The organism is Streptomyces mobaraensis (genome assembly GCF_020099395.1).
Classification (GTDB): Bacteria; Actinomycetota; Actinomycetes; order Streptomycetales; family Streptomycetaceae; genus Streptomyces.
Genome location: NZ_CP083590.1, coordinates 5,922,761 through 5,943,816, shown reverse-complemented (window position 1 = coordinate 5,943,816; position 21,056 = coordinate 5,922,761). Strand labels below are relative to the sequence as shown.

The 21,056-nt window shown below is 74.0% G+C and carries 16 protein-coding genes and 2 pseudogenes; 4 read left to right on the top strand and 14 right to left on the bottom strand.

Features of this window, described 5'->3' with window-relative positions:
• Positions 1–212: 212 nt before the first annotated feature.
• The 4 genes and pseudogenes from der to K7I03_RS26250 form a co-directional block, all read right to left on the bottom strand.
• Positions 213–1,673, bottom strand: a complete 1,461-nt coding sequence (gene der, locus K7I03_RS26265) for a ribosome biogenesis GTPase Der (protein WP_185944592.1) — start codon at positions 1,671–1,673, stop codon at positions 213–215.
• Positions 1,674–1,737: 64 nt separating this feature from the next.
• Positions 1,738–2,325, bottom strand: coding sequence for a lysophospholipid acyltransferase family protein (locus K7I03_RS26260; protein WP_221903365.1), 588 nt, complete (start codon positions 2,323–2,325; stop codon positions 1,738–1,740).
• Between the two features lie 170 nt (positions 2,326–2,495).
• Positions 2,496–3,209, bottom strand: a pseudogene (gene cmk, locus K7I03_RS26255) ((d)CMP kinase); the annotation flags it as partial.
• 129 nt (positions 3,210–3,338) lie between these two features.
• Positions 3,339–4,424, bottom strand: coding sequence for a prephenate dehydrogenase (locus K7I03_RS26250; RefSeq protein ID WP_185944590.1), 1,086 nt, complete (start codon positions 4,422–4,424; stop codon positions 3,339–3,341).
• A 253-nt stretch (positions 4,425–4,677) separates the two neighbouring features.
• Here K7I03_RS26250 and K7I03_RS26245 point away from each other — a divergent pair, with 253 nt between their 5' ends.
• Complete coding sequence (locus K7I03_RS26245) at positions 4,678–5,040, top strand: DUF952 domain-containing protein (RefSeq protein WP_185944589.1); 363 nt, start codon at positions 4,678–4,680, stop codon at positions 5,038–5,040.
• 126 nt (positions 5,041–5,166) lie between these two features.
• Positions 5,167–5,856 carry a nucleotidyltransferase domain-containing protein gene (locus K7I03_RS26240; RefSeq protein ID WP_185944588.1) on the top strand — a complete coding sequence of 230 codons (690 nt, stop codon included), beginning with the start codon at positions 5,167–5,169 and terminating at the stop codon, positions 5,854–5,856.
• A 394-nt stretch (positions 5,857–6,250) separates the two neighbouring features.
• On the opposite strand, the gene K7I03_RS26235 is transcribed toward K7I03_RS26240, so the two are convergent.
• From K7I03_RS26235 to K7I03_RS34525, 4 genes and pseudogenes are all read right to left on the bottom strand, one after another.
• The gene (locus K7I03_RS26235; RefSeq protein ID WP_185944587.1) at positions 6,251–7,054 is read right to left on the bottom strand and encodes a nucleotidyltransferase domain-containing protein; all 804 of its coding nucleotides are present in this window, start codon (positions 7,052–7,054) and stop codon (positions 6,251–6,253) included.
• Positions 7,055–7,129: 75 nt separating this feature from the next.
• Positions 7,130–8,347 (bottom strand): pseudouridine synthase, encoded by a 1,218-nt coding sequence (locus tag K7I03_RS26230; RefSeq protein ID WP_185944586.1) that lies wholly within the window; start codon positions 8,345–8,347, stop codon positions 7,130–7,132.
• The gene (scpB, locus tag K7I03_RS26225; protein ID WP_238513618.1) at positions 8,347–8,913 is read right to left on the bottom strand and encodes an SMC-Scp complex subunit ScpB; all 567 of its coding nucleotides are present in this window, start codon (positions 8,911–8,913) and stop codon (positions 8,347–8,349) included. Before scpB ends, K7I03_RS26230 begins: the two co-directional genes overlap by 1 nt.
• A gap of 77 nt (positions 8,914–8,990) precedes the next feature.
• A pseudogene (locus tag K7I03_RS34525) lies at positions 8,991–9,971 on the bottom strand (segregation and condensation protein A); the annotation flags it as partial.
• Between K7I03_RS34525 and K7I03_RS34520 the strand changes: the two are divergent.
• Positions 9,885–10,712, top strand: coding sequence for a polymer-forming cytoskeletal protein (locus K7I03_RS34520; protein ID WP_224347630.1), 828 nt, complete (start codon positions 9,885–9,887; stop codon positions 10,710–10,712). The pseudogene K7I03_RS34525 and the gene K7I03_RS34520 sit on opposite strands and share 87 nt — an antisense overlap.
• 12 nt (positions 10,713–10,724) lie before the next feature.
• Here the strand turns inward: K7I03_RS34520 and K7I03_RS26210 are convergent, their stop codons facing one another.
• The 6 genes from K7I03_RS26210 to K7I03_RS26185 form a co-directional block, all read right to left on the bottom strand.
• Positions 10,725–11,279 (bottom strand): hypothetical protein, encoded by a 555-nt coding sequence (locus K7I03_RS26210; RefSeq protein ID WP_185946160.1) that lies wholly within the window; start codon positions 11,277–11,279, stop codon positions 10,725–10,727.
• Positions 11,276–12,400, bottom strand: coding sequence for a ParA family protein (locus K7I03_RS26205; protein ID WP_078588259.1), 1,125 nt, complete (start codon positions 12,398–12,400; stop codon positions 11,276–11,278). The genes K7I03_RS26210 and K7I03_RS26205 overlap by 4 nt, the downstream gene beginning before the upstream one ends.
• Before the next feature lie 342 nt (positions 12,401–12,742).
• Complete coding sequence (gene ald, locus K7I03_RS26200) at positions 12,743–13,858, bottom strand: alanine dehydrogenase (protein ID WP_185946154.1); 1,116 nt, start codon at positions 13,856–13,858, stop codon at positions 12,743–12,745.
• A 184-nt stretch (positions 13,859–14,042) separates the two neighbouring features.
• Positions 14,043–16,250 carry a tetratricopeptide repeat protein gene (locus K7I03_RS26195; protein ID WP_398857975.1) on the bottom strand — a complete coding sequence of 736 codons (2,208 nt, stop codon included), beginning with the start codon at positions 16,248–16,250 and terminating at the stop codon, positions 14,043–14,045.
• Between the two features lie 184 nt (positions 16,251–16,434).
• Positions 16,435–17,061 (bottom strand): NUDIX domain-containing protein, encoded by a 627-nt coding sequence (locus K7I03_RS26190; protein WP_185946153.1) that lies wholly within the window; start codon positions 17,059–17,061, stop codon positions 16,435–16,437.
• A gap of 82 nt (positions 17,062–17,143) precedes the next feature.
• Entirely contained in the window at positions 17,144–18,796 is a 1,653-nt protein-coding gene (locus K7I03_RS26185; protein ID WP_221903709.1) for a CTP synthase, read from the bottom strand.
• 431 nt (positions 18,797–19,227) lie between these two features.
• Here K7I03_RS26185 and K7I03_RS26180 point away from each other — a divergent pair, with 431 nt between their 5' ends.
• Positions 19,228–21,030, top strand: coding sequence for a glycoside hydrolase family 15 protein (locus tag K7I03_RS26180; protein ID WP_185946152.1), 1,803 nt, complete (start codon positions 19,228–19,230; stop codon positions 21,028–21,030).
• Positions 21,031–21,056 lie beyond the last annotated feature (26 nt).

Sequence of the window (21,056 nt, the reverse complement as noted above, 5' to 3'; positions counted from 1 at the left end):
CTTCTTGCGGCTGCGCTTCTCCCGCACCCGCACCGGCTGCGACCTCCCGGGGGCAAGCCCCGAACCCCCGGCCGACTCCACTACCCGGGGGCAACCCCTGGACCCCCGGCCGACTCCACTACCCGGGGGCAACCCCCGAACCCCCGGCCGACTCCACTACCCAGGGGCAACCCCCGAACCCCCGGCCGGAAGCCCCCTCGCCCGACCGCCGCCTACTTCTTGCGGCTGCGCTTCTCCCGCACCCGCACCGAGATGTGGATCGGCGTCCCCTCGAAGCCGAACTCCTCCCGCAGCCGCCGCTCGACGAAGCGCCGGTAGCCCGCCTCCAGGAAGCCGGAGGCGAAGAGGACGAACCGCGGCGGGCGGGTGCCCGCCTGGGTGCCGAAGAGGATGCGGGGCTGCTTGCCGCCGCGGATCGGGTGCGGGTGGCCCGCGACGAGCTCGCCGAGGAAGGCGTTGAGGCGCCCGGTGGGCACCCGGGTCTCCCAGCCGGCGAGGGCGGTCTCCATGGCCGGGACCAGCTTCTCCATGTGCCGGCCGGTCTTCGCGGAGACGTTCACCCGCGGCGCCCAGGCGATCTGGCCGAGCTCGGTCTCGATCTCCCGCTCCAGGTAGAAGCGGCGCTCCTCGTCGAGGGTGTCCCACTTGTTGATCGCGAGCACCAGCGCACGCCCGGCCTCGACGGCCATGGTGACGATCCGCTGGTCCTGGACGCTGATGGACTCGCTCGCGTCGATGAGGACGACGGCCAGCTCGGCCTTCTCCACGGCGGCGGCGGTGCGCAGCGAGGCGTAGTAGTCGGCGCCCTCCTGGAGGTGGACGCGGCGCCGGATGCCGGCGGTGTCCACGAACTTCCAGGTCTTGCCACCGAGCTCGATCAGCTCGTCGACCGGGTCACGGGTGGTGCCGGCCAGCTCGTTGACGACGACGCGCTCCTCGCCGGCCACCTTGTTGAGCATCGAGGACTTACCGACGTTCGGGCGGCCGATCAGCGCGATCCGGCGGGGGCCGCCGACGGCGGTGCCGAAGGTCTGCGCCGGGGCCTCGGGCAGCGCCTCCAGGACGGCGTCCAGCATGTCGCCGGTGCCGCGGCCGTGCAGCGCCGAGACGGGGTGCGGCTCGCCGAGGCCCAGCGACCAGAGCGCGGTGGCGTCGGCCTCGCCGGACTGGCCGTCGACCTTGTTGGCGCAGAGCACGACGGGCTTGCCGGCCCGGCGGAGCAGCTTGACGACGGCCTCGTCGGTGTCGGTGGCGCCGACCGCGGAGTCGACGACGAAGACGACGGCGTCGGCGGCCTCGATGGCGAACTCGGCCTGGGCGGCGACGGACGCGTCGATGCCGAGGACGTCCTGCTCCCAGCCGCCGGTGTCGACGACCTTGAAGCGGCGGCCGGCCCACTCGGCCTCGTAGGTGACGCGGTCGCGGGTGACGCCCGGGCGGTCCTCGACGACGGCCTCGCGGCGGCCGATGATGCGGTTCACCAGGGTCGACTTGCCGACGTTCGGGCGGCCGACGACGGCGAGGACGGGCAGCGGGCCGTGGCCGGCGGCGGCGAGCTCGCTCTCGATCTCGTCGGCCTCGAAGCCCTCCAGAGCGGCGAGCTCCATGAACTCCGCGTACTCGGCGTCGCCAAGCTCACCGTGCTCGTCGCCGGTGTGGATCTGGTCGTTCATGGAGTCCGTTCCTCGTTCTTCTTCGTCGTCGGCGGCCCTGACGGGTCCGCTACTCAAGTTTCGTTCAGCGGCCGGTGAAGCGCTTGGCGTCCGCCAGGTGCGCGCTCAGCCGCCGCTGGATGCGTACGGTCGCCTCGTCCAGCGCCGTGCGCGTGCGCCGCCCGCTGCCGTCGCCGGCCTCGAAGGCGTCGCCGAAGACGACGTCGACGCGGCCGCGCAGCGGCGGCAGGCCCGGGACGAGCCGGCTCCTGCGCTCGGCGCTGCCGAGGACCGCGACCGGGACGACGGGCGCCCCGGAGCGCAGGGCGAAGTACGCCAGTCCGCCGCGCAGCGAGGCGAAGTCGCCCTCGCCCCGGGTGCCCTCGGGGAAGATCCCCAGCACCCCGCCGGCCGCCAGGACGTCCAGCGCGTCGGTGACGGCGGTCCGGTCGGCGCCGGAGCGGTCGACCTTCAGCTGGCCGATGCCGCGCAGGAAGGGGTCCAGCGGGCCGACGAACGCTTCCTTCTTGATCAGGAAGTGCACCGGCCGGGGCGCGGTCCCCATCAGCATCGGGCCGTCGAGGTTGTGGGAGTGGTTGACGGCCATGATGACCGGCCCCGCCGCGGGCACCCGCCAGGCGCCCAGCACGCGGGGCTTCCACAGCCCGTTCATCAGGCCGATGCCGATCCGTCTCCCGACGGCCGCACCGGCGGCGGAGGCGGTCACGCGGAACGCGCCTCCGTGGACCGCTTCTCCGCGTCCTCGGTCGCGCTCCGCCTCGACTCCGCTCCGGCGGAGTGCTCCGCCCTCGTTCCTCGGTCGGAGCCCTCAACCTGCGCTGCGTCTCGGCTACGCCGCTCCTCGACCAGCGTGACCACGCACTCGATCACCTGGTCGAGGGTGAGCTCGGTGGTGTCGACCTCGACCGCGTCCCCTGCCTTGGCCAGCGGGGAGGTCTTGCGGCCGGAGTCGGCGGCGTCCCGCTTGATCAGGGCGGCCTGGGTGCTGGCGAGGTCGGCGGCCTCCTTGCCCTTGAGCTCGCCGGCGCGGCGGGCGGCGCGGGCCTCCGGCGAGGCGGTGAGGAAGATCTTCAGGTCGGCGTCGGGGAGGACGGTGGTGCCGATGTCCCGGCCCTCGACGACGATGCCGTGCGGCGCCTCGGCGGCCATGGACCGCTGGAGCTCGGTGAGCCGCGTCCGCACCTCGGGCACCGCGCTGACGGCGCTGACCGCCGCGGTGACCTCCTGGGTGCGGATCGGCTGGGCGGCGTCCAGGCCGTCGACCGTGATGGTGGGCGTGGACGGGTCGGTGCCGGAGACGAGGTCGGGCTTGCCCGCGGCGGCGGCCACGGCTGCGGCGTCGTTCACGTCGACGCCGTTGCTCAGCATCCACCAGGTGATCGCCCGGTACTGGGCGCCGGTGTCCAGATAGCGGAGGCCGAGCTTGGCGGCGACGGCCTTCGAGGTGCTGGACTTGCCCGTGCCGGAGGGGCCGTCGATGGCGACGATGACTGCTGCCGGTGCGGTCCGGGCGGCGGTTTCCACGGTGTCTGACACCTTCCTCGTGCACGGCGGCGGGTCGTCGCTGCCTGGCGGGGCCCGTTGGGGGCTCACCCAAGGTTACTGGCTCGCCGGACCGGCCCGTACAGCCGCGCTCCCCGCCCGGCCCGATGGGACGCCCGCCGGCTACTGGCGCAGCGACCAGCCGCGCTCCCGGAGGGTGTCCGCGAGACCGTCGGCGGCCTTCGGCTCGACCATCAGCTGGATCAGACCGCTCTGCCGCCCGGTGGCGTGCTCGATGCGCACGTCCTCGATGTTGACGCCGGCCCGGCCCGCGTCGGCGAAGATCCGGGCCAGCTCGCCCGGCTGGTCGCCGATGAGGACGGTCACCGTCTCGTACGCGGCCGGGGCCGAGCCGTGCTTGCCGGGGACGCGGGCCCGGCCGGTGTTGCCGCGGCGCAGCACGTCCTCCAGGCCCGCCGCCGCCTCCTCGTCGGCGGAGTCGCCCGCGCTGTCGAGGGCGCGCAGGGCCCGTACCGTCCCCTCCAGGTCGGCGGCGACGGCGGCGAGGACGTCCGCGACCGGGCCCGGATTCGCGGCGAGGATCTCCAGCCACATGCGGGGGTCGGAGGCGGCGATCCGGGTCACGTCCCGGATGCCCTGGCCGCACAGCCGGACGGCCGTCTCGTCGGCCTCCGCCAGCCGGGCGGCGACCATGCTGGAGACGAGCTGCGGGGTGTGCGAGACGAGGGCGACGGCCCGGTCGTGGGCGTCGGCGTCCATGACGACGGGGACGGCCCGGCAGTGGGCGATCAGTTCGAGGGCGATGTTGAGGACCTCGGTGTCGGTCTCCCGGGTGGGGGTCAGCACCCAGGGGCGGCCCTCGAACAGGTCGGCGGAGGCGGCCATCGGGCCGGAGCGCTCGCGGCCGGCCATGGGGTGGGTGCCCAGGTAGCCGGAGAGGTCGCAGCCCAGCGCCTCCAGCTCCCGGCGCGGGCCGCCCTTGACGCTGGCGACGTCGAGGTAGGCGCGGCCCCGGCCGGCCCCGATCGCGTCCGCGAGGGTGGCGGCGACGTGCGCGGGCGGCACGGCGACGACGACGAGGTCGCAGCGGCCCTCCGGCTCCGCCTCCGTGCCGGCGCCCCGGGCGGCGGCCATCCGGGCCCGGTCGGGGTCGTGGTCGCTGAGGTGGACCTGGACCCCCCGGCCCGCCAGGGCGAGCGCGGCGGAGGTGCCGATCAGTCCGGTGCCGATGACGAGAGCGGTTCTCACGGGCGGGTCCTTGCGCAGGGCCGCGGCGGAGCCCGGCGCACTCGGGCGGGTCCGGTCGCGGGACGGGCGGTCACGACGGGCGCGGGGAGCCCGGCGGCCCGGTGGCTCCGGGGCGCGCCCCGGCGGCGTCCGGACGGCCCCCGCGGGCCCAGCCTAGGGCGTCCCGGGCCGGGCCGGGCGCGGGGCCGCCGGACGGACCCGGCGCGGAGCGGGCCGCCGGGACTGCGGCGGCCCCTTCGGGTAGAAGGGGGGCATGATCTTTCACGTGGTTCCCCTGGACGACTGGCTCGCCGTCCCCGACCGCCCCTTCGCCCCCGCCTCCCTCGACGAGGAGGGCTTCGTGCACTGCTCCCCCGACGAGGAGACGACGCTCGCCGTGGCCTCCGCGTTCTACCGGGACGTCAAGGGACCGCTGATGGCGCTGCTGATCGACGAGCACAAGCTGGGCGTCCTGGTCCGCTGGGAGGCGGCCGACCCGGCCCCGCCGCCCGGCACCGCGCCGGGAACGCTGTTCCCGCACGTCTACGGGCGGATCAACCGGGACGCGGTCGAGGGGATGATGGAGATCCGGCGGGACGAGGACGGGCGGGCGGAGAGCCTGGCGGTATGGTCCTGACCCGCTTGGTGCGGTCCTGACCCGCGCCGTGCGGCCGGCGGGCCGGTGGCCTGCCGGCAGGCCATGACCGGGCGGCGCGGCGGCCGCCGGGAAACGGTGTGACGCGCCCTCCTCCCGGCAGCCACAATGCGGACCATGCACGCCCTGGTGACCGACCACACGATCTACTCCTGCGTCATGGGCTCGCGCGCCTTCGGGCTGGACACCGAGGCGAGCGACACCGACCGGCGCGGGGTGTACGCGGCCCCCGCCGCGCTGTTCTGGGGCTTCGACAAGCCGCCGACGCACGTCGAGGGGCCCGCCCCGGAGCAGTTCTCCTGGGAGCTGGAACGCTTCTGCGAACTGGCCCTGCGGGCCAACCCCACCGTCCTCGAATGCCTGCACTCCCCGCTCGTCGAGTACGCCGACGAGCGGGGCCGGGAGCTGCTCGCGCTGCGCGGGGCGTTCCTCTCCCGGCTGGCGCACCGGACGTTCACCGGTTACGCGGACGCACAGCGGGCGAAGTCCGACGCCTCCATGCTGCGGACCGGCGCCCCGAACTGGAAGCAGGTCATGCACCTGATGCGGATCCTGGAGAGCGCCCGCGACCTGCTGCGCACCGGCGCCCTCACCCTCGCCGTCGGCGACCGGCGCGAGGAGCTGCTGGCCGTCCGGCGGGGCGAACTGCCCTGGCCGGAGGCGGAGCGCCGGCTGGACCGGCTGCGCGGCGAACTGGAGGCGGCCGCGGCCCGCACCCCGCTGCCGGCCGGGCCGGACCGGGCGCGGGTGGAGGACTTCCTGGTCCGGGTGCGGCGGAAGTCCGCGGCGGCGGGCTGAGGGCCCGTACACCGGCCCGACGCGACGCTCGACGGGTTACCCGGCCCGGACCCGGCCGGCCCCGCCACGGCCCGGAACACCGCCGGGGACAGCCTCCGGGCCACCCTCGTCGCCCGTACACGCCCGGGGCGGCTCCGCCGACGGGCCCGACCGCCCCGCTCGGGAACGCCGCCGGCACGACAGCCGCTGCCCGTGCCGGCACGGACGTGGGCTCGGCCGGCTCTCGCCGGCCCCTCGCGGGCCCGGATGTCCGCCCTGGAAGCGCCCTGGCACCCCGTCAGCGTCACCCGTGGCCGTCGGATGCGCGTGCCCGGGTCCGGGCCGGATCGTCCAGGCCCGGCCCCGGGCACCCGGCCCCACCGGCCCGGGATCGCCCCGCTCCGGGGGCGCGGGGCTAGCCGGCGGCCCCGCCCCGGGCCCGTACGACGAGGTCGTGCAGCGCGTCGTACGCCGTCGGCGCCACGGTCTCCGGCAGCCGGGACGCGGCCTGCGCGGCGTCCAGCGCGGCGTGCAGCGCCTCGACGTCCGCCGTGAGCCGCGCGGCGTCCACCAGGTCGCCGGCCGCGCCGTGCTCGGCCTCCGCCTTCGCCGCGACGAGGTCGGGCAGATAGCCGGGGGCGTCCGGCACCAGGTCGAGGAGGGTCGGCAGGTGGGCGACGACCTCGCCGGCGCGCATCAGGTGGATGCCGGTGAGCAGCACCCGGAAGGTGTAGAGCAGCGGCTTCAGCTCGCCCGTCCGGTCGAAGAACCGCCACTGCGTGCCGGCGAAGCCCCGGTAGTGGTGGGCGTGGTGGCTGGTGAGCACGGCGGGCGCGAGGGCCGTCAGCTCGGTGTGGACGGCGGACGTGCGGACGACCAGGGGCGACAGCAGCTGCTCCAGCACATAGCCGTTGCGGCGCAGCAGCAGCCGGGCGAACTTGCGCAGGTCGTGGGTGACGAGATCCATCTCCACGCCGTCGCGCACGCCCATGCGCGTGACGGTCTCCTCGCCCTCGCGCAGCCCTATGAGGTCGGCGACGGGCAGCAGGTGGACACCGCGCAGGTCGACGTCGGAGTCGCGGGACGGGAAGCCGTAGAGGTGGGCGCCGGAGACGGTGGCGAAGACCAGCGGGTGGCCCGGCTCGGCCAGGACGGGCGAGAGGTCGGCGGTCGGCAGGCCGGCGGCGCGCAGCACGGCCGCCGTGTCGGTGTCGGACATCGGCCCAGGATCTCAGGCGCCCCGGTGCGGCGGCGGGCCGGGTCGGGCCGCCGCCGCACCGGAGGGCCACGGCCCTTAGAGCTCGACCTCGCGCATCAGCATGCCCACCTCGGTGTTGGTGAGCCGTCGCAGCCAGCCGGACTTCTGGTCGCCCAGGGCGATCGGCCCGAACGAGGTGCGGACGAGCTTCTCGACCGGGAAGCCGGCCTCGGCCAGCATCCGGCGCACGATGTGCTTGCGGCCCTCGTGCAGGGTGACCTCGACCAGGTAGTTCTTGCCGGTCTGCTGGATGACCCGGAAGTCGTCGGCACGCGCCCAGCCGTCCTCCAGCTCGATGCCGCTCTTGAGCCGCTTGCCGATGTCGCGCGGCAGCGGACCGGTGATGGCGGCCAGGTAGGTCTTCTGGACGCCGTAGCGGGGGTGGGTGAGGCGGTGGGCCAGCTCGCCGTGGTTGGTGAGCAGGATGATGCCCTCGGTCTCCGTGTCGAGGCGGCCGACGTGGAACAGCCGGGTCTCGCGGTTGGTGACGTAGTCGCCGAGGCACTGGCGGCCGTCCGGGTCCTCCATGGTGGAGACGACGCCGGCCGGCTTGTTGAGCGCGAAGAACAGGTACGACTGGGTGGCGACGGTCAGGCCGTCCACCTTGATCTCGTCCTTCTCGGGGTCGACGCGCAGCCCCTGCTCGGTGACGATCTGCCCGTTGACCTCGACGCGGGCCTGCTCGATCAGCTCCTCGCAGGCGCGGCGGGAGCCCATGCCGGCCCGGGCCAGCACCTTCTGCAGCCGCTCGCCCTCCTGCTCGCCGAAGGTCTTGGGCAGCTTGACCTGAGGCTTGTTGTGCCGCTCCCGGTTGCGCTCCTCGATCTTGGCGTCGAGCTCGCGCGGGCGCGCCGGGGCCGTCCGCCGGTCGCTGCCGGCCGACGGGCTGCGGCGCGGGCCGCCCTTGGCGCCGCCGCGGGCCGAGGCGCCCCGGCCGGAGGACGGGCCGCGTCCTCCGCTGCGCTCGCCCTCGGTACCGACGTCGTAACGGCGCTCCTCCGGGCGCGGACGGCGCGGGCGCTGCTCCGGCCGCCGCTCGTCGCGCCGGCCGTCCTGCCGGTCGTCGCGACGCTCGTAGCGCCCGCCCTCGGAGCGGCCGGCGTCGTAGCGCCCGCCGCCGGAGCGGCCGCCGCCCGCACGCCCGCCGCCGGAGGACGGGCGGGGGGACCCGCCGCTCCGGCCGCCGCCGCTTCGGCCGCCGCCGCCCCGGTTGTCCCGGTTGCCGCTTCCGCTGTTCCTGCCGCTGCTTCGCATCAAAGTTCCGTCTTGTCGTCCGCTTCGGTGTCCGGGGCGTCCGGATCGAACGACGGGACCCCCTCCTGGGAGTCGCCCTCGACCGCGTCCGCCTCCGGGAGGAACGGTGCGAGCTCGGGAAGCTCGTCCAGACCGCGCAGGCCCATCCGCTCCAGGAAATAGTTCGTCGTCCTGTACAGGATCGCACCTGTTTCGGGTTCCGTCCCCGTCTCCTCCACGAGGCCCCGCTGGAGGAGGGTGCGCATGACGCCGTCGCAGTTCACCCCGCGCACCGCGGAGACCCGCGAACGGCTGACCGGCTGACGGTACGCGACGACGGCCAGGGTCTCCAACGCGGCCTGTGTCAGCCGGGCCTGCTGCCCGTCCAGGACGAACGCCTCGACCGCGTCCGCGTAGGCGGGCCGGCTGAAGAACCGCCACCCGCCGCCGACCTCCCGCAGCTCGAAGCCGCGGCCCTGCGCGGTGTACTCGTCGGCCAGCGCGCGCAGCGCGGCGGCGATGTCGCGGCGGGGGCGTTCGAGGATCCGGGCCAGGTGTTCCTCGGTGACGGGCTCGTCGACGACCATGAGGACGGCTTCGAGGGCGGGCGCGAGGGGAAGCTCGCCCACGACGCCGGTCTCGTCCTCCGTACTGCTGCCAGCGCTCACTCCGCCGCCTCCCCTTCTTCGGGTTCTTCGGGTTCTCGGTCGAACTCGTCGGTCACCACAGGTGCGTCGCCGCCCGCCCCCGTCCAGCGGACGGTCAGCGTCCCCAGCGCCTCTTCCTGGTCGAGGGCGACGGCCCGCTCCCGGTAGAGCTCCAGGAGGGCGAGGAAGCGGGCGACGACGGTGAGGCCGTCCGCGGCGTCGGCGGTCAGCTCCTCGAACGTCGCCTCACCCGCCTCCCGCAGCCTGGCGACCACCACCCCCGCCTGCTCCCGGACGCTCACCAGCGGCGCGTGGATGTGGTCCACGTACACCTGCGGCGCGGGCCTGGGCTGCATCGCCTTCACCGCGAGCTCGGCGAATCGTTCCGGCCCGATCCCGAGCACGACCTCCGGCAGCAGCTCCGCGAACCGCGGCTCCAGACCGACGGTACGCGGCCGCCGACGGCCCTCGGTGGCCATCCGCTCCCCGAGGATCGCCGCGATCCTCTTGTACGCGCGGTACTGCAGCAGCCGGGCGAAGAGCAGGTCCCGCGCCTCAAGCAGGGCGAGATCGGCCTCGTCCTCCACCTCGGCGGCGGGCAGCAGCCGGGCGGCCTTGAGGTCCAGCAGCGTGGACGCGACGACGAGGAACTCGGTCGTCTGATCGAGGTCGAAGTCGGGACCCATGGCGCGGAGGTGCGCCATGAACTCGTCGGTGACCTGGGAAAGGGCTACTTCGGTGACGTCGAGCTTGTGCTTGGCGATGAGCTGGAGGAGGAGGTCGAAGGGGCCTTCGAAGTTGTCGAGGTGCAGCGTGAAGCGGCTGCTGTCAGGGGGGTTCTCCTCCCCGTCCCCACCCCTTCCCGAAACCGTGGGCTCCGCCCCCGGCCCCCCGCCACCACCAGGGCCGGCGTGGCCGCCACCCTCGCCACCCGAAACGGAGGCCGCGGCAGCACCCGCGCCAGCGGCAGCACCCGCGCCAGCGGCAGCACCCGCGCCAGCGGCAGCACCCGCGCCAGCGGCAGCACCCGCGCCAGCGGCAGCACCCGCGCCAGCGGCAGCACCCGCGCCAGCGGCAGCACCCGCGCCAGCGGCAGCACCCGCGCCAGCGGCAGCGCCCGCGCCAGCGGCAGCGCCCGCGCCAGCGGCAGCGCCCGCGCCAGCGGCAGCGCCCGCGTCAGCGGCAGCGCCCGCGTCAGCGGCAGCGCCCGCGTCAGCGGCAGCGCCCGCGTCAGCGGCAGCGCCCGCGTCAGCGGCAGCGCCCGCGTCAGCGGCAGCGCCCGCGTCAGCGGCAGCGCCCGCGTCAGCGGCAGCGCCCGCGTCAGCGGCAGCGCCCGCGTCAGCGGCAGCGCCCGCGTCAGCGGCAGCGCCCGCGTCAGCGGCAGCGCCCGCGTCAGCGGCAGCGCCCGCGTCAGCGGCAGCGCCCGCGTCAGCGGCAGCGCCCCCCTCGCGGCGGAGCCGCTCGGGGGGCCGGGGTGCTTGCCCCCGGGAAACGGGAAGGGGCGGGGTTGGGGACTGCTCCCCCGGCGGCGCCGTAGGCGCCGCCGCGCCCGGGGCGAAACCTTCCCCCTCCGCCGGAGCGGGCCGCGCGCCCGGCCCCCGGCCGAGGGAGCGGCGGGCAGGAGGCGGCGGCGGGGAGGCAGCGGTGGGCATGCGGGAGTGGTCCAGGGGGAGCGAGATGATCCGGCGGCCTGGAAGGGCCGGGGCGGCGCGGGCGGGGGCCCGCCCGTGGCAGGTTAGCGGCGAAGTCGCTCAGCGGCCGCGCAGGCGCCGCACGAGGATGCTCGCGTCGCCGCGCGCCTCGAGGTCGGCGAGGACGACGGCGACCGCCTCCCGCACGATCCGGCCGCGGTCCACCGCGAGCCCGTGCTCGCCGCGCAGCACCAGCCGCGCGTGCTCGAGGTCCATCAGTTCCTCGGCGGAGACGTAGACGGTGATCTTCTCGTCGTGGCGCTCCCGCCCGCTGGGGCGGCGGTTGGCGGCGCGCCCGCGGCGCCGGGGGGCGACCGGCTCGGCGGTCCGGGAGCCGGCGGCAGCGGCGGCGGCACCGCGCGGCGCCGGGCGCTCGCGCCCGTCCGCGGCCGGCCGGCGCTCGGCGGCGTCCTGGTCGGCGGCCCCTTCCGGGGCGGGCGAGGGAGCGGGCGCCGCGTCGGGCTCCGCGGCCGCCGGCCCGGGCACCCGCGCGGAAGCGGGGGCGGGGGCGGGGGCGCCGTCGGCGGGCGTCTTGGCCTGTCTGCGGGGGGCCGAGGACTGGAGCCCCACCCCTCCGGTGGTGCGGAACAGCTCGTCGGCGCCGGGCAGACTCACTCGGCGTGACACCGGGCGAGCACCTCCCTGGCGAGCTGGCGGTAGGCGGCGGCGCCCACCGAGTTGGAGGCGTACGTGGTGATGGGCTCGCCGGCGACGGTGGTCTCCGGGAAGCGGACGGTCCGGCCGATGACCGTGTGGTAGACGTGGTCGTCGAACGCCTCGACCACCCGCGCGAGCACCTCGCGGCTGTGCACGGTCCGCGAGTCGTACATGGTCGCGAGGATGCCGTCGAGCTCCAGCTCGGGGTTGAGCCGCTCCTGGACCTTCTCGATGGTCTCGGTGAGCAGGGCGACCCCGCGCAGGGCGAAGAACTCGCACTCCAGCGGGACGATGACCTTGTGAGCCGCCGTCAGGGCGTTCACCGTCAGCAGGCCCAGCGAGGGCTGACAGTCGATCACGATGTAGTCGTAGTCGGCCATCAGCGGCTTGAGGGCGCGCTGGAGCGTGGACTCCCGGGCGACCTCGCTGACGAGCTGGACCTCGGCGGCGGACAGATCGATGTTGCTGGGGAGCAGGTCCATGTTGGGCACCGCGGTCTTCAGCAGCACCTCGTCGGCCGACATCCCGCGCTCCATGAGCAGGTTGTAGACCGTCAGATCGAGCTCCATCGGGTTGACGCCCAGTCCGACGGAGAGCGCGCCCTGCGGGTCGAAGTCGACGAGCAGCACCCGGCGGCCGTACTCGGCCAGCGCGGCGCCCAGGTTGATGGTCGAGGTGGTCTTGCCGACCCCGCCCTTCTGGTTGCACATCGCGATGATCTTCGCCGGGCCGTGGTCGGTCAGCGGGCCCGGGATGGGGAAGTACGGCAGCGGGCGCCCGGTGGGGCCGATGCGCTCGCGGCGCTGGCGGGCGGCGTCGGGGGCCAGGGTGGCCGCGTACTCCGGGTCGGGCTCGTACTCCGCGTCGGGGTCGTAGAAGTGCCCGTCGGGCACTTCCTCGTAGTCGGCGAGACGGGCGGGATCACCGCCGCGGTCGCCGGCCATGGCGTTCACGTGTAGACCGTCCATGCTCGGGTGGGCTGTCGTCATGCTCTGGATGTCCTGCTGTGCTGCGAAGGTCTGGACAGCGACGGAGCCGACGGCGTGGAGCCCCACGGGGCTCCGGCCCTGGGCAGGAATTCCTGGGTGACCACCCCCGGGAGCAAATGTCGACTCATTCACAAGTCGTCCTACCTCCTTGGTGACCAGGAAACATCTAGATAGGTCAGCGTGGCACCATGCCGACGGTCTGCGACTCTATGGCGTGTCGGCGGTCCGCAGCAACACAATCCGCCGGAGACGGCACGATGTGTCGGCAATCGAACACCCTTCTGTCAAGGGTGTTCGGGGTATCACCCGCAAGTTTTCCGAACGGCGGTCACCTCGGGAAAACCGGTCCGAATCCGGCACCAAACACGGCCGGCAGGGCCTTGTGGACAAGGCCCTGCCGGTGGTGATTCCCCTCAGGGGCGGTTTGACGCCTCAGCCGAGCAGCGCGCTCAGTTCGACGTGCGCAAGACCGTGCGCCTCGGCGACGGGGCCGTAAACGACCTGTCCCTCATGGACGTTGAGGCCCTTGGCGAGCGCGGCGTCCCGGCTCAGCGCCTCCTGCCAGCCGCGGTTGGCCAGCTCCACGATGTAGGGCAGCGTGGCGTTGGTCAGCGCGTAGGTGGAGGTGTTCGGCACCGCGCCCGGCATGTTGGCGACACAGTAGAAGACGGAGTCGTGGACGGTGAAGGTCGGCTCCGCGTGGGTGGTCGGCTTCGAGTCCTCGAAGCAGCCGCCCTGGTCGATCGCAATGTCGACAAGTACACTTCCGGGCTTCATCTTGGCGACGAGCTCGTTGGTGACCAGCTTGGGGGCCTTGGCGCCCGGGATCAGGACCGCGCCGATGACGAGGTCGGCCTCGACGACGGCCTTCTCCAGCTCGTAGGCGTTGGAGACGATCGTCTGCACCTTGGTGCCGAAGACCTTGTCCGCCTCGCGCAGCTTGTTGATGTCCTTGTCGAGCAGGGTCACGTGGAAGCCCATGCCGACGGCGATCTGCGCGGCGTTCCAGCCGGAGACGCCACCGCCGATGACGACGGCCTTGCCGGCCGCCGTGCCCGGGACGCCGCCCGGCAGCACGCCGCGGCCGCCGGCCGAGCGCATCAGGTGGTAGGCGCCGACCTGCGGGGCCAGCCGGCCCGCGACCTCGGACATCGGGGCGAGCAGCGGCAGCGCGCGGTTGGCGAGCTCGACGGTCTCGTAGGCGATCGCCGTGGTGCCCGACTCCAGCAGCGCGTCCGTGCACTCACGGGAGGCGGCCAGGTGCAGGTAGGTGAAGAGGGTCTGGCCCTTGCGGAGGCGGTGGTACTCCTCGGCGATCGGCTCCTTGACCTTCAGGAGCAGGTCGGCGGTCGCCCAGACCTCGTCGGCGCTGTCCAGGATGGAGGCACCGGCGCCGGTGTACTCGGCGTCCGTGATGGAGGAGCCCAGACCGGCGCCCTTCTCCACGAAGACCTGGTGGCCGTTGCGCACCAGCTCGTGCACACCGGCCGGGGTGATGGCCACGCGGAACTCGTTGTTCTTGACCTCGCGGGGGATACCGACCTTCACGTCGATCACGGTCCTTGAATCAGGGGTTTTCAGGCTAATCCGGAAATGCCACGGCATACCAGAGCAGACCGCGTCGATCGCGGCGCAACCAGTCTAATGAAGGATGTCGAGCTGTCTAGCCTTGCAAAGCAACAAACTTTTCCGGAACTGCCATCGCTTTCGCAGGTTACCCGGCGTGTACCCGTCAGGCGTTCGGCTCAAGCCCTCCCGAGGGCCCGGCCACACCGGAACCGGTCCCCGCGGTCCCCCCGGTCACCCCGGCCTCCTCCGCAGCGGCCCCACCGGCCCCATCAGCCCCATCGGCCTCCGCCAGCTCCCGGAGCAGCCCCTCCGCCGTCCGGCGCTGCGCCTCCGCGCCGGCCGGGTCGGCCAGCCGGTCCAGGGTGTCCGCCAGCCGCAGCCGGACGGCGGCCTCCAGCCGCCCGTCGCCGGCCCGCCGGGCGCCCTCCGCCGCCTCCAGACCGGCTCGCACCGCGTCCTGCGGCCGGCCGAGGTGCTCCAGCGCCACGGCGGCCTCGCTCAGCGCCCGGGCGTGCCCCGGCAGGTCGCGCAGCCGGCGGCAGGCGGCGGACGCGGCCCGCCAGGTGCGCAGCGCCTCGCCCCACTCCCCCGCCAGCGCGTGCACCGCGCCGAGCCGCCCGTACAGCCGCGCCTCGTCGGCGAGTTCACCGCGGGTGAGCCGCAGCTCCAGCGCCCGCCGGTACCAGTCGGTGGCCCGGGCCCAGTCCTCCAGCTCCTGGTAGGAGGCGGCGACGGACTCCATGGAGCGGCTCGTCGCGTACGGGTCGCCGCACGCGCGCGCGGCGGCCAGCGCTTCCCGGTAACGGTCGAGCGCCATCCGGACGCGGCCGGCTCCCGTGTCCAGGTCGCCCAGATTGAGCAGGGCGGCGGACTTCTCCAGGGCCATCTCGCGGCGGTCGGCCACGTCCAGGACGAGCCGGTGCAGCCCGTACTGCTCGGGCCCGGCCTCCTCGGGGGGCAGGTGGGCGGAGAGCGCCCTGGTCAGCGCGGAGACCAGGCGACGGGCGAGGGTGTCCAGGCCGCCGTCCTCGACGGCCAGCCGGGCGGCGGCCAGCAGCGCGGGCAGCCGGGAGCGCAGCCACTCCTCCGCGACCCGCGCCGAGGGGAAGCGCAGCGGCCGGGGCAGCTCGGCCACCCGGCGGCGGACGGAGGGGTCGGTCAGCTCGGCGGCGGCACGGCAGGAGTGCAGCTGGCGGACGACCCGTTCGAGCATCCGGGCCCGGGCCAGCTCCACCTCGGCGGGCCGGTCCTGGGTCTCCAGCAGCGCCCGCAGCAGCGGGGCCAGGCAGCCGGGCACCTGGTACTGCGGCGGCAGCGCGGCGGGCTCCCCCGGTACGCCGTCGACGGGCACCGGCCGCAGCAGGCCGCGGGCGACGAAGTCGTCCAGCGCGGCCTGGGCGGCGGAGACCGAGCAGCCGGCCAGCGCGGAGGCGGTGTGCGCGTCGGCGGGACCGGCGGGGGCCAGCGCGAGCAGGCGCAGTATGCGGGCGTTCAGCGCGGGCAGCGCCTCGTAGGCGAGCCACAGGGCGCGGGCGAGCGGGCGGCCCGTGGTGCCGTCGTGCCCTTCGGGGACGGGGAGTTCGCGCAGCCGCCGGGCCGCGTCGGCGACGGACATCTTGGGGTGGGCGGCCAGCCAGCCGCCGACCAGCACCAGCGCGGCGGGCTGTCCGGCGCACTCCTCGACGACGGCGCTGGCGGCCATCGGGTCACAGGTGATGCGGGTGGGGCCGGCGAACCGCTCCAGGAGGTCGACGGCGGCAGGGGTCTCCAGGCCGCCGATGGTGCACGGCCGGACGTCGGTGACGCCGGTCAGCGGCCCCCGGGCGACGGCGACGACCAGGCAGCCCGGTTCGTCCGGCAGCAGCGGCTCGACGGAGGCGGCGCCCGACGCGTCGTCCAGGAGCAGCAGCACCCGGCGGCCGGCCAGGGCGGCGCGGAGCGCGGCGGTGAGCTCGTCCTCCTCGGCCCCGGCGGGCGCGGTGGCGGTGGCGCCGAGGTCGGCGAGGAGGGCGCGGGCGGTGCGGTCGGTGGGGACGGGGGTGCCGTCGGCGTCGGTGAGGCGCGCGCGGAGTACTCCGTCCGGGTAGTCCCGCTCCAGCCGCCGGGCCAGTTCCTCGGCGAGCGCGGTGCGCCCGGAACCGGGGCGTCCGGCGACGAGCAGGACCCGGCTGCGGGGTGGTTTGCGGCCGGAGAGGGTGTCCAGGCCGGTACGGGCGATGTCCGCCCGAAGCTCTTTCAGTTCCCGGTCCCGGCCGGTGAACAGGCCCGCGCCGGTGAGCGCGACGCCCGTCACGGGCGCACCCGGCCGGCGCGGGCGCACGCCGGGGCCCACCCGCTCCGGGCGGACGGCCGCGAGGTTGTCGGTCTCCACGGGCCGAGCGTAGTTGAAACGCCCGCGCCCCCGCGGAAGCCGGGCCCCGACTCGTACGACGATCGCCTTTTCGGCCCGGCCCAGTTTGTCCGGCGTTTGAGGACAACCGCGCGGAGCGCGGTTTCGGGGTCTGGGGCGTCAGCCCCAGGAATCGGCGAAGGGGCGGGACCGGGGCAAACTCCCCCTACGCCTCGAACGGCCGCGCAGGCCAAGGTGCATCGGCCGGCCGCAACGCCTCAATCCCGTCCCCGGCCCGAGCGGCGGAAAGCGCCAGCACGCCCACGGCAAGACACGTGTTGTGCAGCTCCCCGGAGAGCACCCCGCGGACCACGTCCGCGAGCGGCACCCGCGCCACCTCCATGTCCGCCTCCTCCTCGGCCACCTCGAACCGCTCCCCCTCCACGTCGGAGAGGTCCCGGGCGAGGTAGATCCGCAGGGCCTCGTCGCAGCCGCCGGGCGAGGTGAAGACGTCGGTGAGCACCCGCCAGTCCTCGGCCTTGACGTGGGCCTCCTCGTAGAGCTCCCGGTGGGCGGCGGTCAGCGGGTTCTCCCCGGGGACGTCCAGCAGCCCGGCCGGGAGCTCCCAGAGCCGGTGCCGCACCGGGTGCCGGTACTGGTTGATGACCAGGACGCGGTCCTGCTCGTCGAGGGCGAGGATGGCGACCGAACCGGGGTGCACCTGGTAGTCGCGGTTGACGCTGGTGCCGTCCGGCATCACGACGACGTCCGTGCGCGCGCTCGTCTTGGCGCCGACGAACGGCGTCTCCGTGGCGGTGATCCGCCACTCCTCGGCGGTGTCCTTGATGCGCATCTGCGTCCTCCAGCTCCAGAAAAACGAAAACCGGGGTGAGACCCTCCGGAACGGAGGGGCTCACCCCGGTCAACCGTACAGATCAGCCCTGCTGACGCCGAACGGCGGCCTTCACCAGGCCGGCGAACAGCGGGTGCGGCCGGGTCGGCCGGGAGCGCAGCTCGGGGTGGGCCTGGGTCGCGACGAGGTACGGGTGCGCCTCGCGCGGGTACTCGACGTACTCGACCAGCTTGTTGTCCGGGGAGGTGCCGGAGAAGACGATGCCCGCCTTCTTCTCCAGCTCGCCGCGGTACGCGTTGTTGACCTCGTACCGGTGGCGGTGGCGCTCCTCGACGTACGGCTGGTCGTCGTAGACCTCGCGGACGATGGAGCCCTCGGCCAGCTTGGCCGGGTACATGCCCAGGCGCATCGTTCCGCCCAGGTCGCCCTCGCCGGCGACGATGTCCATCTGCTCGGCCATGGTGGAGATCACCGGGTGGGCGGTGCCGGGCTCGAACTCGGTGGAGTTGGCGTCCGTGATGCCGGCCAGGTTGCGCGCGGCCTCGATGACCACGCACTGCAGACCGAGGCAGAGGCCCAGCAGCGGGACCTTGTTCTCACGGGCGTAGGTGATGGCGCCGACCTTGCCGTTGACGCCGCGCTCGCCGAAGCCGCCCGGGATGCAGATCGCGTCCACGTCGGAGAGCTGCTTCTTGGCGCCGGCGGGGGTGACGCAGTCGTCCGACGTCACCCATTTGATCTTCACCCGCGCACGGTTGGCGAAGCCACCCGCTCGGATGGCTTCCGTGACCGAGAGGTAGGCGTCCGGCAGGTCGATGTACTTGCCGACGAGCGCGACGGTGACCTCGTGGTCCGGCTGGTGGACACGGTCCAGCAGGTCGTCCCACTGGGCCCAGTCCACGTCGCGGAACGGCAGGTCGAGCTTGCGGACGACGTAGGCGTCCAGGCCCTCGGCGTGCAGCACCTTCGGGATGTCGTAGATCGACTTGGCGTCGATGGCGGCGACCACCGCGTCCTCGTCGACGTCGCACATCAGCGAGATCTTGCGCTTGATGGCGGTGGGCACCTCGCGGTCGGCGCGCAGCACGATCGCGTCGGGCTGGATGCCGATGTTGCGCAGCGCGGCCACCGAGTGCTGGGTGGGCTTGGTCTTCAGCTCGCCGGAGGGGCCGATGTAGGGCAGCAGCGAGATGTGCACGACGAAGACGTTGTCGCGGCCGACCTCGTGCCGGACCTGGCGGACGGTCTCCAGGAACGGCAGCGACTCGATGTCGCCGACCGTGCCGCCGACCTCGGTGATGACGACGTCGACGTCCTCGGTCGCCATCCGCCGGATGCGGTGCTTGATCTCGTTGGTGATGTGCGGGATGACCTGCACGGTGTCGCCCAGGTACTCGCCGCGCCGCTCCTTGGCGATCACGGAGGAGTACACCTGGCCGGTGGTGACGTTGGCCGAGCCGTCGAGGTCGACGTCGAGGAAGCGCTCGTAGTGGCCGATGTCCAGGTCGGTCTCGGCGCCGTCGTTGGTGACGAACACCTCGCCGTGCTGGAACGGGTTCATCGTGCCCGGGTCGACGTTCAGGTACGGGTCGAGCTTCTGCATCGTCACGCGCAGACCCCGGGCCTTGAGCAGCGCACCCAGGCTGGAGGCGGTCAGCCCCTTGCCGAGCGAGGAGGCGACACCCCCGGTGACGAAGAGGTGCTTGGTCGTCGTGGGCTTAGCGGCAATGGCCAAAGGGGGTCTCCCGTGGTCGCGAGGTGGAGGTGCGTACCGGCGCTCACCCGGCGTCTTTGCGGGGGTGCCGTCGCTGCGGTCGAGGGGTCTTGCGCCCACCGGTCCACGGGGTACCAGGGTATCAGCGCCCCGGGGCGGGCGCCGCCGGTGACGCGGCGCGACGGGCTCGCGGACCGTGCGTCACGGGCGCGCGGCCCCTGTGTCCCGGGCCACCCATTCGGCACAGATTCCCCGGCCAACCGTCGCGCGTCGCCCAACTCGGCGTCGTATTCTGCACGGACACATGAAGCGAGCCGGCCGGCACGGCACCCCTGGGCCCCAGCCACCGCTGGGAGGTGTGCACCCACCCCTTCCGGAACATGAGCTCGTCGAAGATCGCTTGACCGCCAGAGGCCCCCTTGGGGTCACGATGCCGTTCGACTGGAGATGACGTGGCCGGGCGTATCGAGGATTACGCACTCATCGGCGACATGCAGACCGCCGCCCTGGTCTGCAGGGACGGCACGGCCGACTGGCTGTGCCTCCCACGGTTCGATTCCCACGCGGCGTTCGCCGGGCTGCTGGGTACAGAGGAACACGGCTACTGGCGGATCGGCCCGGCGCACCCCTCGGGTGCCGCGCCGCCGCGCGCCGACCGCCGCCGCTACCGGGGCGACTCCCTGGTGCTGGAGTCCGAGTGGGACACCGCCCGCGGGACCGTCCGGATCATCGACTTCATGCCCCCGCGTGACGGGGCGCCGCAGCTGATCCGGATCGTCGAGGGCGTCAGCGGCCGGGTGCCGATGCGCTCCGCGCTGCGGATGCGGTTCTCCTACGGGCGGGTGGTGCCCTGGGTGCACAAGGTGGGCGACCGCACGGTGGCCGTCGCCGGGCCGGACTCCGTCTGGCTGGACACCACCGCCGACACCTTCGGCAAGGACCTCACCACCTACTCCGACTTCACCGTCTCCCCCGGTGAACGGGTGGCCTTCACCATCAGCTGGCAGCCCTCGCACAGCGGCCCGCCGGCCCTGCCCGACCCGGACGGCTCGCTGGAGGCCACCGAGGAGTTCTGGCGCGAGTGGGTCGAGCACTGTACGTACCACGGCCCCTACCGGGACGCCGTCGTCCGCTCGCTGATCACCCTCAAGGCGCTGACCTACGCGCCCACCGGCGGCATCGTCGCCGCCCCCACCACGTCCCTGCCGGAGGAGATCGGCGGCGTCCGCAACTGGGACTACCGCTTCACCTGGCTGCGGGACGCCGCGATCACCCTGTCGTCGCTGCTGCGCACCGGCTACCGCGAGGAGGCCCGCGCCTGGCGCGAGTGGCTGCTGCGGGCCGTCGCCGGCGACCCCGAGAACCTCCAGATCATGTACGGCATCGCGGGCGAGCGGGAGCTGAGCGAGGCGGAGCTGTCCTGGCTGCCGGGGTACGAGAACTCGCGGCCGGTCCGGGTGGGCAACGGCGCGGCCGGCCAGCTCCAGCTGGACGTCTACGGCGAGGTCACCGAGGCGCTGCACCTGGCGCACATGACGGGCCTGGCCCGCAACGACTACGCCTCCCTCCTCCAGTTGCGGCTGATCGGCTACCTGGAGGACCACTGGAACGAGCCCGACGAGGGCATCTGGGAGGTCCGCGGCCCGCGCCGGCACTTCGTCCACTCCAAGGTGATGGCCTGGGTGGCGGTGGACCGCACGATCAAGCTCATCGAGTCCGGCGACGTGGACGGCCCGCTGGAGCGCTGGCGCGAGCTGCGCGACGACATCCACCGGGACGTCTGCGAGAAGGGCTACGACAAGGAACGCAACACGTTCACGCAGTCCTACGGCTCCAAGGAGCTGGACGCCTCGCTGCTGCTCATCCCGCAGATGGGCTTCCTGCCGCCGGACGACAAGCGCGTCATCGGCACCATCGAGGCGATCCAGCGCGAGCTGTCCACCCCCGACGGCTTCGTGCTGCGCTACCCGACGGCCGGCGAGGACGCGGGCGTGGACGGCCTCGAGGGCGACGAAGGGGCCTTCCTGGCCTGCTCGTTCTGGCTCGCCGACGACCTCGCGATGATCGGCCGGGTGGACGAGGCACGGCAGCTCTTCGAGAAGCTGCTGGCCCTCCGCAACGACCTGGGCCTGCTCGCGGAGGAGTGGGACCCGCACCTGAAGCGGCAGGTCGGCAACTTCCCGCAGGCGTTCAGCCACGTTCCGCTGATCGACACCGCGCTGCGGCTGACGGCGTCGAGCGCCTTCGGCGGCTGACGCCGGACGGACGGGCGGGCCGGAGG